Genomic DNA, 13,716 nt, shown 5'->3' on the forward strand with positions numbered 1-13,716 from the left:
GCCTGTACCGGGGCTGTACTCTCTTCAGGGAATATCAAGACGGGTCTTATCGTGAGCCACCCGTAACAATGAAAAAATCGGCTTAATTTTTCTGATTAAATAATTGAGCGGATTTTTATGCGCCCGGTACCTCAACGTCGACCTGTTAACCACGCCGCAATAAGCCAGCAGTTACATTCACTGGCGGAGATTTATCGCCAGTCTATGGCTGACGGGGATTACGCCAGCGCCTCGCGCTGCTGTGAAAAAGCCCTGGCCGTATTGCCCAAAAATATGTCAGTGCAAAGTGACTATGCGCTAAGCCTGATGCGTCAGGGAAAGTACGATCAGGCGTATAAAGTGTATCGTAAAATATACCAGTCGCCGCAGCGTCATGAAGCCTCTGAAACCTGGCTGGATGGTTTTGCAGAACTGTGTGGGCACATGGGCAAAACCCAGGAGATGCGCACCTATGGCCTTGAGTCGCTGACGCTGTCGGATCAACGCTTTGGTCACGGCACATGCTGGCCGCTTCCCTCAACGCCGCCGCGTCCTTTTGATGCCACGCAGCGCGAAAAAAATATTATCGCCTTCAGCCTGTTCGGCGATCGGCCGCGCTATTGCGAAACGCTGATTAAAAACATTGAAGCCGCAAACTCGCTGTTTCCTGGCTGGTGCTGCCGTGTGTATCTGGATAATTCTGTGCCGCAGCACGTCTGGCAACGTCTGCAGGCGGGCGGTGCTCAACTGGTCGATATGAGCCACGAAAAAACCATCTATCCCACGTTATGGCGTTTTCTGGTGATGGACGACCCGACGGTTGAGCGGTTTTTAGTTCGTGATGCTGACTCGTTGCTCTCCGAACGCGAGCAGGTTTGTGTCGAGGCGTGGCTACGTTCGCCCTGGTACTTTCACCATATGCGTGACTATTTCACGCATACCGAGTTGTTACTCGCCGGGATGTGGGCTGGATGTGGCGGCATCTTCCCGAACGTTGCAAGAATGATGCGTGAGTTTGTCGTGCAGTACCGGGGCAATGCGCGCTTCACTGACCAGTATTTCCTGAAGGCGGTGCTGTGGTCCACCGTGCGGCAAAGTCTGCTTAGCCATGATGATATTTTTGGTTTTCATCATGCTGAACCCTGGCCGGCGCATCCTCCTGTTCGCTGGAAGGCAGAACACTTCCACGTCGGGAGCAATGCCGGGTTTACGATCATGGCCGGGCCAAGCCATAAACAAGACGGGGAAAAGCAGGCTGTGCTGCTGAAAATGGACGGTAATGCCTGGCGGTATACGGCACCCGTGCAGCAGGGGCAGTGGAAACTGCCGATGCCTTTTTTTCTTGCCGAGGGATTTCGTCAGGGAGACGTTAAGGTCGAGATAGTGAACGACGACGATCGTCAGGGGAGCTGAGACAGATTGCGGGACTCCCGGAAACGCAGCGTCCCGCGTGTCTCCAGGACCGCATGACGCCTGCATTTACATATTATTGAGGGCGACCTGCATACCGACCTGAACCAGCAGTTCCGTTTCCATACCTGAATGCTGATATACGGCATATTGCACGCCATCGACAGTTACTGAGCCCCGGGCTTTCGTCCATTCACCCATTTCCGCGCCTTCGGGAAGTAGGTCCGAGAGGTTAATTACATCCCCTGCATCACCTTTTATCATCAGTTGCTGGCTGGTATCGTCGGCAAAAAGACGCGCTTCATTCTGAATTAAAACGTCGTCGAGCGTTATTTCCAGCACCACCGGAAATGGCGTATCGCGGTCCCCATCCGTGAGGGCCTCTGGCGCGATATCGCGATTATCAATATTGTTGTTCATCACGGATTAACCTGTTCAAACGTAAAAAAGTGCTTTCCTGGTAAAATGGAGGAGAAATTTTTACCGGGACGGAACAGGCGCGACAATAAGTCCGGTCTTATACTGTCGGGATCTTGTCTGCCACTGAGGTATCTGCGCAGAACAAGACAAAGCTTACTCAGGGTAAGCCGGGTCATCGATATAATTTTATTTTCCAGCATGTTTTATTCAGGGAACGACTCGTACGATGCGTTTTTTATCAGCCCGGCTATTGAGCCTGCTTCTTACCGTGTGTTGTGTATGGCAACTGCACGCCCAGCCACTGGAACTGCAGCGTCGCGTTCAGGTTAACGCGCCGCATGTCCAGTTCAGTGAGGCGGCGCAACGCTGGCTGGACAGCCATTCCACGCTGCATGTGGGGGTTTGGGGGCAGGAGCAACCGCCGTTAAGCGAAGGGATGGGCCATGGCGTCTTTGGCGGCATTGCCGCTGATTACCTGGCAATGCTGGAAGACAGCCTTAAGGTAAAAATTAAGCTGCATTACTACGAAAACAGCAGTGAAGCGTTACTCGCGCTGAAGCGCCAGGAAATACAGATGGTGGCTATCTGGAATCCGGAACTGTGGCCAAGCCCGGACCTGCAAGCCTCACCGCCCTGGCTGCTGGATAAAGCGGTTTTGATGACCCCAAAATCACAGGGTGAAACGCCTGTCGATCTGCGAAATAAAGTGATTGGCGTCGTCTCAGGCAGCCAGGCCAGTGAAGCGCTTCGCCGCCAGTATCCGGACAGCACCCTGCGCTTCCAGTCGTGGTATAACACCGCCGTCAGCGCGCTGGCCTTTAAGCAAATCGATGCGCTGTGGATTAACCGGGCCAGTGCGGAATATCTTACGCAATACCACCAGGTCAGAGACCTGAGCTGGACGTTCAGCCCGACGATACCTAATCTGAACATGAGTTTTGGTATCGACCGACAGCTACCGCTGCTGGCGGAATCCATCGATACCGTATTTAAACATATCTCGTTAGCCAGCCGTTTACGCATTGCGACCAGCTGGGGCCTCAACCGGAGCTTTGTGATCACCGCCAATCCACTGGGGTTAGATCCCGAGGAGGAAAGCTGGCTACGCGAGCACGGGCAAATTCAGGTCATTATTGACCGCCGTCAAAGGCCTGTCACGTTTGTCAGCGAAGGTGAACCTCAGGGGCTGGTGGTCGATCTGCTTAACCAGTTTAACGACCAGTACGGCATTCGCTTTTCCTTCCTCAGCGTTGAAAGCGATGCTGAACTTCTGGCAATGAAGCGCGCTCACCCTGACGCACTGTTTGTTGAACAGGTTATCGATACGCCACAGCAGACCAAAAGCGGTGCAGCGAAAACGCCTCCGTTGCTTACCACGCCCGCCGTGGTGGTGATGGATCAGGGCATCAAGCGCCCCAGTGATTTCTCACAGTTGAAAGGCGAGAAAATTGCCATTCAGGCGAATGACCCGCTGTTACCCTGGCTGGACACCTGGTATCCCACCATTAAGCTGGTGAAAGTTCCGCATATGGACGACGCCCTTGAACGCTTAAAACGTGGAGAAGTCCGTGGGGTGATTGCACCGCAGTTTATTGCCAGTTATCTCGTGACTCTCCACCATCCAACCCGTTTTCATCTGGCGGTGACCCTTCCTGTGACACCCGTCGATCTGGTGTTGTCGGCGCAAACGGACAGCAGCCAGCCGATCAATATCCTGAACAAAGCGCTGGCCGATATGCAGCCACGGGCGCTGATGCAAATGGCGGGTGACTGGCGTCAGGCGGCGATAGAAAACAGTGAAACCTGGAATAAAAGCACGTTCGTGAACTCGCTGCTGTGGGGCATATTGCTCTTTCTGGTCGTGGTGGGCTGCTGGCTGTGGATCCAGTATTTGCGCCGTGCATTACGCCGCGGCAACGTCTGGCAGCAGAAGCTGGCTGAGCAGCTGAAATTTACCCAATCACTGATAGACGCCTCTCCTGTTGCGCTCTATGTCCGCGATCGGCAGGGGAATTTACTGCGTTATAACCAGGCCTGGAGCGATACTATTGGCCTGTCAGGGCAGGATCTGAAAGGTCTGCCGATCACCGCCATCAATACGGTTGAGCCTTCAGAGTTGGCGGCGATCGAAGCCCGCTATCGCCAGGCATTGCAGGATGGTCAACCGCAGAAATGGTCCGCCAGGTTTCAGGTGGGTGAGCAGCCACGATACTTGCAGGGGTGGGTCGTGCCGTGGCATGACGGGCAGGGCGAGATTGGCGGGTTAATTGGTGGCTGGCTGGATATCACCGAAAAAGAGCTGTTAATTACTCAACTCTCTGAAACAAAAAGTAATCTTGAGCAGGCGATTGCCAGTAAAAATGCCTTTATGCTGAGCATGGGGCATGAGGTTCGCACACCGCTTAACGTGATTACGGGTCTGCTGGAACTGGAACTTCAGGCGCTGGACGAGCGCCATGAACGCAACGAGAATCTGAACCTCATCTGGGAGTCCTCCCTTAATCTGCTTTCGTTAATTGGCGACATGTTCGATGTTTTCCGTGCCGATAACCCGCAACTGCTCGGCTTAACGCGCAGCACGAACCTGCCGCAGCTGATTGACAGCACGGTCGCTCTCTATCGTCAGCAGGCAGAAGCGAAAGGTATGAGCCTGAACGTGCTGATCGAGCTTTCAGCGCAACGCTACGATACCGATCCGCTGTTAATTATCCGCATTCTGTCGAGCCTCCTGCGCAATGCCATCAAGCATGCTGACGGCGATGCCATTGATATCGAGGTGTATGAGGGAACCCGTGACCCACAGGTTGAAAGCGTCCGGCTGGTGATTGAGGTGTGCGATGGGGGGCCGGGGATTTCTGAAGGAACCCAGGCACAAATCATCGAACGCGCGAACAACGTGACGCTTAAATCGGAGTGGACCGATACCGGCTTTAGTTTGCCCGCCTGTCTGCATATGGCGCGCGCTGCCGGGGCGGAGGTGCGCATTGAGAGCGAGCCGCACGAAGGATGTGTGGTGAGTTTCCTCTTTAATGCGACACCCTCAGCGAAAATAGCCCTGCATCATCCGGCACCGGACAGCGTAGCCAGCCTGCATATTCTGGTGGTGGATGATTATCCTCCCGCGCGTCAGACCTTGCAGCAGCGACTCGAATCATGGGGACACCGCGTCTCTTTGGCCACGCAAGGAGAAGAGGCGCTGGCAATGTGGAAAGCGCAGCCAGCGCGTTATGCCGCCATTATTACTGACTGTACTATGCCGGTGATGGATGGTTACGAACTGACCCGGCAGATCCGTGAGCATGAACAACGGGAAGGGCGTGAGGCGATCCCCATTTTTGGCCTGACGGCCATGAGCGGCACAGAAGCGGCCGCAAGCTGTATTGATGCCGGGATGGATGAATATCTGGAAAAACCGCTAACGCCGCAAAAATTGCAGGAGATGCTGGAGCGGTATTTCGCCAGTGCCGGAAAGACGGACGCCACCGTTGACGATAAAACACGCCAGCTTCAGCTCGAAATGATCGCCGTGAATCATGACGACGCCGAACACCTTAAACAGCGACTTGAACAGCGAGAACGCGACAAGGTTGGCCGCATGGCGCACCGGATTAACGGCGGCGCGCGGTTGATGAATTTTACCTCGCTGAAAGAGGCCTGTGAGGCGCTGGAACTCGCCTGCAACAACGAACAAGGCTGGGAATCCATCGAACCGTTGGTCAGCCGTGTGCTGGAAGAGATGGAACGGTTTAACGCGTGGCTGGAACGCCAGACGTGAGACGTCGGCAAGAGGGAATGTTGCGGCATAACGGCGATACCAGGGCAAATATCCTGTACCCTGACGCTTATTGGATATACTTCATGTGGCAGGTTGTGCTGTTTCCGGATTTTTCAGCCAGAGCGGAGACACCGCATCGTACATCCTGCAACGGGAACCAATGAAAATGTTCACCATGAAACAGTTATGGAGGTGTGGAAGATGGGATTATTAAGTTTTGTGAAAGAAGCGGGCGAGAAAATCTGGGATGCCGTATCCGGCGGTAGCAAGGAAGATCAGGCCGACAAGCTGAAAAAACATATTGATAGTCTTAACCTGCCTGGTGCCGAAAAGGTCAACATTAATGTCGCGGACGACGGTACGGCGACGGTGACCGGCGACGTGGGCTCCCAGGAAGATAAAGAAAAAATTCTGGTGGCGGTAGGTAACGTCACCGGGATTGGTCAGGTCAATGATAGCGTGACCGTCACCCAAAGCGGGGTGGAAAGCCGCTATTACACGGTGAAATCCGGCGATACCCTGAGCGCCATCTCAAAAGCGATGTATGGCTCTGCCAATGAGTATCAGCGTATTTTTGAAGCCAATAAACCGATGCTGACGCATCCCGACAAAATCTACCCGGGTCAGGTACTGATTATCCCGGCTAAGTAAGCCGTCAATCAGGACGTGTTAGCGATGTTTGTAGGGAGTCTGTGATGGGATTATTAGATCAAATCGGCAGCCTGGCCGGCGGGCAGGGCGGTAAGACGGAGCAACTCCAGGCGATCATGGCCTGGATTGAGCAGCAGGGTGGCATTCAGGGGATCCTCGAAAAATTCCGCAATGGCGGCCTGGGCGGCGTTGTCGAGTCGTGGCTTAGCCAGCAGAGTAATCAGTCGGTGAACAGCGAACAGATCACATCGGTGTTTGGATCGCCAGCGCTGCAGGATCTCGGCGCAAAACTGGGCGTGGATTCTCAAACCGCGTCGACGCTGATTGCTGAATACCTGCCTAAAATCGTCGACGGCCTTTCACCGCAGGGCGAAGCCCCGGCCCAGGGCGACCTGATGTCTGCGGGACGTAACCTGCTCAAAGGTAAGTTCCTGAGTTAGTGCAATCCGCAGCGTCATGACGCCGTGTACATACCAGGCCTGTATTCAGGCCTGGTATGTAGTATCAGGCTTAATGGGAAGAGACAAATATCGATGCCTGCTGCACAGGCGGAACGGCGAAATTACGCTGCATGCGTTTTATTTCCTCTGCGGGTGGCAAACCAAACAGCCGTTTGAATTCACGATTAAACTGCGACGGACTTTCATAACCGACGGCGTAGCTCGCGGCGGCGGCGGTAATATGCTGACGCACCATCAACATCCTTGCCTGGTGCAGGCGCACCGATTTCACATATTGCATCGGCGGCATACGGGTTATCGCTTTGAAATGGGTGTGAAACGTCGGCACACTCATTCCGGCCTCCATCGCCAGTTGATTAAGCGTTAACGGCTCAGCGTAGGCGGCATGGATGTGCTGCAGTACTTTGCCAATTTTGCCGAACTGCCCCTGTAAGGCCAGCGCGGCGCGCATGGCCTTGCCCTGGGCGCCCGTCAGGACGCGGAAATAGAGCTCTCGCACCCGCGCCGGGCCGAGGATCGCCGCCTCAAGCGGATTGTTCAGCACTTCAAGCAGGCGCAGCACGGCCGTTTTTACCGCGTCGTCCATCGGGCTCGACATCATGCTTTGTGGCGCAGCGGGAGGATGTGGGGCGTGATGCTGCTCAATCTGCAACATCAGTTCAGCGGCAAGCTGAAAATCCAGATGCAGATATATCGCCAGTAAGGGGTGTTCTGCCGACGCGTCGGTTTCCATCACAAACGGCACCGGTACTGACACGGCCAGATAGTGCTGTTCATCATACTGATAGGTCTGCTGACCGAAAAAGCCGCGTTTGCTGCCCTGGCAGACAATCACAATCCCCGGATCGTAAAGCACGGGCGTTCGCGCAAGCGGGCGGTCGGCACGCAAAATTCGCACATCAGGCAACGCCGTCAGGTTGTACCCCTCCTGCACCGCCAGTGCTTTTACTAAGGCAATCATCCCGGACATCACTGCACCTCATAAAATCAGGCAATAAAAAGAGAAGATATGGCCTAAAAATACGGCAGAGCAGAGAATACCATGCAACCTTCACTGTTCATGGGAGTTATTTATGGCATCTGCAAAAACAATCTTAATCACCGGCGTCAGCAGCGGCTTTGGTCGTGCTCTGGCGGAGGAAGCCCTCGCCGCAGGCCATCGGGTCGTGGGGACCGTGCGCACCCCCGAAGCAAAGCAGGCATTCGAGGCACTCGATACGCAGCGGGCATTCGGCTGCCTGCTTGATGTCACGGACTATGCGCACATTGATGAAGTGGTTACGCAGAGTGTGTCTACCGTCGGCCCGATTGATGTCCTTGTGAACAATGCCGGTTACGGTCACGAAGGCATACTGGAAGAGTCCTCGCTCGCAGACATGCGCCGCCAGTTTGAGGTGAATGTGTTTGGCGCCGTCGCGATGATCAAAGCCGTGCTGCCGGGCATGCGCCAGCGTCGTCACGGCCATATTCTTAATATCACCTCGATGGGCGGTTTCATCACTCTGCCCGGCATCAGCTATTACTGCGGCAGTAAATTTGCGCTCGAAGGCATATCAGATACGCTGAGCAAAGAGCTTGCTCCGTTCAATATACATGTCACTGCGGTGGCACCGGGCTCGTTTCGCACCGACTGGGCAGGACGCTCGATGGTACGCAGCGCGCGCAGCATCCCGGACTATGACGCGTTATTCGATCCTGTCCGCCAGGCTCGTCAGGAAAAAAGTGGTCAGCAACTCGGCGACCCCGTAAAAGCGGCGCGCGCCATGCTGGCTATCATTGAGAGCCAGAACCCGCCGACGCATTTATTGCTTGGCAGTGATGCTTTGAGTTTAGTGCGGGAAAAGCTTGCGTGTTTAGGTGAGGAAATCGATCGCTGGGAAGCGTTAACACGTTCAACGGACGGCTGAGCGGCGAACACGGGGACATGATTACAGGCCGGTTTGCCACCGGCCAGTACGGGTCGCGGTGAAAGCCGCGACACTATGTTGATTGCTGGCGTTCAGTGCAGACGGTACTGCGTCGCCATGCCCCGGGGGCCTGACCATACTGACGCTTAAAGCTGCGGTTGAAGGACTGCTGGGAGTCAAAGCCCAGCGCGATCGCCACGTTCAGGATCGGTTCATCGCTGTGGGTTAAGCGCTCGACCGATTTTTGCAGCTTTTGTGCACGAATATACTCGGCCAGCGGATACCCGGTATGTTCCTTGAAGATCCGCTGGAGATGCCATTTCGAGTAGCCGGCGCGCCTGGAAACGGTGTTAATGTCCAGGCGGCTTTCAAGGTTGTTGTCGATCCAGTCGAGTAGATCATGAATAAATGCGTCAGTGTTCATGGTTTCCCCCACGCCGCGTTTTAAAAAGCATTTTTGTCTGTTGCATTTAAAGATGACTCGCTCTGACATTAAATGCAAGTTTTATTGTTGCATTTAAATCCTTGCCGAAAACGCGCCTTTTGTCCCTGAGCCAAATAGCACATAAAGTGTATTAATTATTCTTGCACTAAATCTGACGCCTTCCTACAATCGCCGCGATAGTGTATTCGCAACTGTTACAGTTTTGTGGCGATGAACGACACAAATAGTCTCAAGCCAGTCCGGACAAAGGAAGTGGCGCCGCGTCTCCCGCAGCGTCTTGCCCGGCGGCCACCATTACCGGAATAAAAATAATGAGCCTGCAAAAACCCTGGGTTAACGTTCATCTGACGGCGCTGGGAGCGATGTTCCTCTCCATGCTGCTTGTCGGATGCGATGACGGCGTGGCACAAAATGCCGTCCCACAAGCGCCCGCTGTGAGCGCCGCTGACGTGGTAGTGAAATCCATCAGTCAGTGGGATAGCTTTAACGGCCGGATTGAAGCGGTGGAAAGCGTTCAGCTGCGCCCCCGCGTCTCCGGCTACATTGATAAAGTGAATTACACCGACGGCCAGGAAGTGAAAAAGGGCGAGGTGCTGTTCACTATCGATGACAGAACCTATCGCGCTGCGCTGGAACAGGCGCAGGCCACCTTAACGAGAGCCAAAACGCAGGCCAGCCTGGCGCGCAGTGAGGCTAACCGTACCGATAAACTCGTTAATACCAACGTCGTCTCCCGTGAAGAGTGGGAGCAGCGCCGTTCGGCCGCCGCCCAGGCGCAGGCCGACATTCGCGCCGCGCAGGCTGCTGTTGACGCGGCACAACTTAACCTGGATTTCACCAAAGTGACCGCGCCTATTGATGGCCGCGCCAGCCGCGCGCTGATCACCAGCGGTAATCTGGTCACCGCGGGTGACAGTGCCAGCGTCCTCACCACGCTGGTCTCCCTGAAAACGGTTTACGTCTACTTTGACGTGGATGAAGCAACCTACCTTCACTATCAAAATCTCGCCCGCAGCGGGCAGGGCGCGTCCAGTAATCACCTGGCACTCCCGGTTGAGATTGGTCTGGTGGGGGAGGAGGGTTATCCCCATCAGGGCAAGGTGGATTTTCTTGATAATCAGTTAACGCCGAGCACCGGCACCATCCGTATGCGCGCGCTGCTGGATAATGCGCAGCGTCAGTTCACGCCAGGACTGTTTGCCCGCGTACGCCTGCCGGGCAGCGCTGAATTCAAAGCCACGCTTGTCGACGATAAAGCGGTGCTGACCGATCAGGATCGCAAGTACGTTTATATCGTTGATAAAGAAGGTAAAGCGCAGCGCCGCGATATCACGCCGGGACGTCTGGCCGCCGGTTTACGTATCGTGCAGCAGGGGCTGAACCCTGGCGATAAAGTCATCGTCGACGGTTTACAAAAAGTGTTTATGCCGGGTATGCCGGTTAACGCGAAAACCGTTCCGATGACCGCCAGCGCCGCGCTTAACTGATCCCTTACCCGAGAATCCGACATATGGACTTTTCCCGCTTTTTTATCGACAGGCCGATTTTCGCCGCAGTACTGTCGATTCTGATTTTCATCACAGGATTAATCGCTATCCCGCTGTTGCCGGTGAGCGAATATCCTGACGTCGTACCGCCAAGCGTGCAGGTGCGCGCGGAGTATCCGGGTGCCAACCCGAAAGTGATTGCAGAAACCGTGGCGACGCCGCTGGAAGAAGCCATCAACGGCGTTGAAAACATGATGTACATGAAATCCGTTGCAGGCTCTGACGGCGTACTGGTAACCACCGTGACGTTCCGCCCGGGTACCGATCCGGATCAGGCGCAGGTTCAGGTGCAAAACCGCGTGTCACAGGCCGAGGCGCGTCTGCCGGAAGATGTACGACGTCTGGGTATTACCACCCAGAAACAATCACCGACGCTGACGCTGGTGGTGCATCTGTTTTCGCCGGGCGGCAAGTACGATTCACTGTATATGCGTAACTACGCCACGCTTAAAGTGAAAGACGAACTGGCGCGTCTGCCGGGCGTGGGTCAGATTCAGATTTTTGGCTCTGGCGAATACGCGATGCGCATCTGGCTGGATCCCGACAAGGTGGCAGCCCGCGGGTTGACGGCCTCGGATGTCGTGACGGCGATGCAGGAGCAAAACGTTCAGGTTTCCGCCGGACAGCTTGGCGCCGAGCCGCTGCCGAAAGAGAGCGATTTCCTGATCTCCATTAACGCCCAGGGGCGTCTGCACACGGAAGAAGAGTTTGGCAATATTATTCTGAAAACGGCGCAAGACGGCTCGCTGGTACGCCTGCGCGACGTGGCGCGTATTGAAATGGGCTCTGGCAGCTATGCGCTGCGTTCCCAGCTGAACAACAAAGACGCGGTCGGGATTGGTATCTTCCAGTCCCCGGGCGCGAACGCCATCGATTTGTCTAACGCCGTGCGCGCGAAAATGAACGAACTGGCCACGCGTTTCCCGGAAGATATGAAATGGGCAGCACCGTACGACCCGACGGTTTTCGTTCGCGATTCCATTCGCGCGGTCGTGCAGACCCTGCTGGAAGCGGTGGTGCTGGTAGTACTGGTGGTGATCCTGTTCCTGCAGACCTGGCGCGCGTCAATTATTCCGCTGATCGCGGTGCCGGTATCGGTTGTGGGGACGTTCAGCATTCTCTACCTGCTTGGCTTCTCACTGAATACCCTGAGTTTGTTCGGGCTGGTGCTGGCTATCGGTATCGTCGTGGATGACGCCATCGTGGTGGTGGAAAACGTCGAGCGAAATATCGAAGAGGGGCTTTCTCCGCTTCAGGCGGCGCATCAGGCGATGCGTGAAGTTTCGGGGCCGATTATCGCGATTGCGCTGGTGCTGTGCGCGGTGTTTGTACCGATGGCGTTCCTCTCCGGAGTAACCGGCCAGTTCTACAAACAGTTCGCGGTGACTATCGCGATTTCGACGGTGATTTCCGCCATCAACTCGCTGACGCTCTCGCCGGCACTGGCAGCGCTGCTGTTAAAACCGCACGGTGCCCCGAAAGACTTCCCGACCCGGCTTATCGATCGTCTGTTCGGCTGGCTGTTCCGTCCGTTTAACCGCTTTTTCCACCGTAGCTCAAACGGTTATCAGGGGCTGGTGGGGAAAACGCTCGGACGCCGTGGCGCGGTGTTTGTTGTATATGTGCTGCTGCTGTGCGCGGCTGGCGTCATGTTTAAAGCGGTCCCCGGCGGGTTTATACCTACCCAGGATAAGCTGTATTTAATTGGCGGTGTGAAAATGCCGGAAGGGTCTTCACTGGCCCGCACCGATGCGGTGATCCGCAAAATGAGCGAAATCGGGATGAATACCGAAGGCGTGGATTATGCGGTCGCTTTTCCTGGGCTTAACGCGCTGCAGTTCACCAACACGCCGAATACCGGGACGGTCTTCTTTGGTCTGAAACCGTTCGATCAGCGTAAACACACGGCGGCGGAAATTAACGCTGAGATCAATGCCAAAATCGCTCAAATTCAGCAGGGCTTTGGTTTCTCCATTTTGCCACCGCCGATTTTAGGGCTGGGGCAGGGGTCGGGTTATTCGCTGTACATCCAGGATCGCGGCGGTCTGGGCTATGGTGCGCTGCAAAACGCGGTGAACACCATGTCCGGTGCGATTATGCAGACGCCGGGGATGCATTTCCCGATCTCAACCTACCAGGCTAACGTTCCGCAGCTGGATGTGCAGGTTGATCGAGATAAGGCGAAAGCGCAGGGCGTGTCGCTGACCGATCTGTTCGGTACGTTGCAAACCTATCTGGGATCGTCTTATGTGAACGATTTTAACCAGTTCGGGCGTACCTGGCGCGTGATGGCGCAGGCCGACGGGCCGTTCCGCGACAGCGTGGAAGACATTGCGAATTTGCGCACCCGTAATAATCAGGGCGAAATGGTGCCGATCGGCAGTATGGTGAACATCAGCACCACCTACGGGCCGGATCCGGTGATCCGTTATAACGGTTATCCGGCGGCGGATCTGATTGGCGATGCCGATCCGCGCATTCTCTCTTCGGCACAGGCGATGACGCAACTGGACGGAATGTCTAAGCAGATCCTGCCGAACGGGATGAATATTGAATGGACGGACCTGAGCTTCCAGCAGGCCACTCAAGGCAACACGGCGCTGATCGTCTTCCCGGTCGCGGTGCTGCTGGCTTTCTTGGTGCTGGCCGCACTGTATGAAAGCTGGACCCTGCCGCTGGCGGTGATCCTGATCGTTCCGATGACGATGCTGTCCGCGCTGTTTGGCGTCTGGCTGACCGGGGGCGATAACAACGTCTTCGTGCAGGTGGGGCTGGTGGTACTCATGGGGCTGGCATGTAAAAACGCCATTCTTATCGTTGAGTTTGCGCGCGAGCTGGAGCTTCAGGGGAAAGGAATTATGGAAGCGGCGCTGGAAGCGTGCCGCCTGCGTTTACGCCCGATTGTGATGACCTCCATCGCCTTTATTGCCGGGACGATTCCGCTGATCCTCGGTCACGGCGCAGGCGCAGAAGTGCGCGGCGTCACCGGGATCACGGTGTTCTCCGGGATGCTGGGCGTGACGCTGTTTGGTCTGTTCCTGACGCCGGTGTTTTACGTGACGCTGCGTAAATTCGTTACGCGCGGCAAGCCGGTCAACGACGTTTTACCTGCCTAGGTTTT

Annotated in this window: 10 protein-coding genes; 7 read left to right on the forward strand and 3 right to left on the reverse strand. The window is 55.5% G+C overall.

The window, feature by feature from the left end; genetic code table 11:
- Window positions 1–117 precede the first annotated feature (117 nt).
- The gene (locus HV242_RS05410) at window positions 118–1,392 is read left to right on the forward strand and encodes a tetratricopeptide repeat protein (protein ID WP_050737428.1); all 1,275 of its coding nucleotides are present in this window, start codon (window positions 118–120) and stop codon (window positions 1,390–1,392) included.
- Window positions 1,393–1,458: 66 nt separating this feature from the next.
- On the opposite strand, the gene HV242_RS05415 is transcribed toward HV242_RS05410, so the two are convergent.
- Window positions 1,459–1,809, reverse strand: coding sequence for a hypothetical protein (locus HV242_RS05415; RefSeq protein WP_020885105.1), 351 nt, complete (start codon window positions 1,807–1,809; stop codon window positions 1,459–1,461).
- A 226-nt stretch (window positions 1,810–2,035) separates the two neighbouring features.
- Here HV242_RS05415 and HV242_RS05420 point away from each other — a divergent pair, with 226 nt between their 5' ends.
- The 3 genes from HV242_RS05420 (at window position 2,036) to HV242_RS05430 (ending at window position 6,675) form a co-directional block, all read left to right on the forward strand.
- Window positions 2,036–5,584, forward strand: a complete 3,549-nt coding sequence (locus HV242_RS05420; protein WP_050737427.1) for a response regulator — start codon at window positions 2,036–2,038, stop codon at window positions 5,582–5,584.
- Between the two features lie 201 nt (window positions 5,585–5,785).
- A complete protein-coding gene (gene lysM, locus HV242_RS05425) occupies window positions 5,786–6,235 on the forward strand; it encodes a peptidoglycan-binding protein LysM (protein WP_020885103.1) in 450 nt (149 codons plus the stop codon).
- Window positions 6,236–6,279: 44 nt separating this feature from the next.
- Window positions 6,280–6,675 carry a YidB family protein gene (locus tag HV242_RS05430; RefSeq protein WP_050737426.1) on the forward strand — a complete coding sequence of 132 codons (396 nt, stop codon included), beginning with the start codon at window positions 6,280–6,282 and terminating at the stop codon, window positions 6,673–6,675.
- A gap of 70 nt (window positions 6,676–6,745) precedes the next feature.
- Here the strand turns inward: HV242_RS05430 and HV242_RS05435 are convergent, their stop codons facing one another.
- A complete protein-coding gene (locus HV242_RS05435) occupies window positions 6,746–7,666 on the reverse strand; it encodes an AraC family transcriptional regulator (protein WP_050737425.1) in 921 nt (306 codons plus the stop codon).
- Window positions 7,667–7,769: 103 nt separating this feature from the next.
- Between HV242_RS05435 and HV242_RS05440 the strand changes: the two genes are divergently transcribed.
- Window positions 7,770–8,603, forward strand: coding sequence for an oxidoreductase (locus HV242_RS05440; RefSeq protein WP_050737424.1), 834 nt, complete (start codon window positions 7,770–7,772; stop codon window positions 8,601–8,603).
- 73 nt (window positions 8,604–8,676) lie between these two features.
- On the opposite strand, the gene HV242_RS05445 is transcribed toward HV242_RS05440, so the two are convergent.
- Entirely contained in the window at window positions 8,677–9,027 is a 351-nt protein-coding gene (locus tag HV242_RS05445; RefSeq protein ID WP_025204752.1) for a helix-turn-helix domain-containing protein, read from the reverse strand.
- 332 nt (window positions 9,028–9,359) lie between these two features.
- Between HV242_RS05445 and HV242_RS05450 the strand changes: the two genes are divergently transcribed.
- A complete protein-coding gene (locus HV242_RS05450) occupies window positions 9,360–10,535 on the forward strand; it encodes an efflux RND transporter periplasmic adaptor subunit (protein WP_014168988.1) in 1,176 nt (391 codons plus the stop codon).
- Between the two features lie 23 nt (window positions 10,536–10,558).
- Window positions 10,559–13,711, forward strand: a complete 3,153-nt coding sequence (oqxB, locus tag HV242_RS05455) for a multidrug efflux RND transporter permease subunit OqxB (protein WP_020885098.1) — start codon at window positions 10,559–10,561, stop codon at window positions 13,709–13,711.
- Window positions 13,712–13,716: the final 5 nt, after the last annotated feature.

This window comes from Enterobacter sp. RHBSTW-00593 (assembly GCF_013784105.1).
Lineage (GTDB): Bacteria > Pseudomonadota > Gammaproteobacteria > Enterobacterales > Enterobacteriaceae > Enterobacter > Enterobacter ludwigii.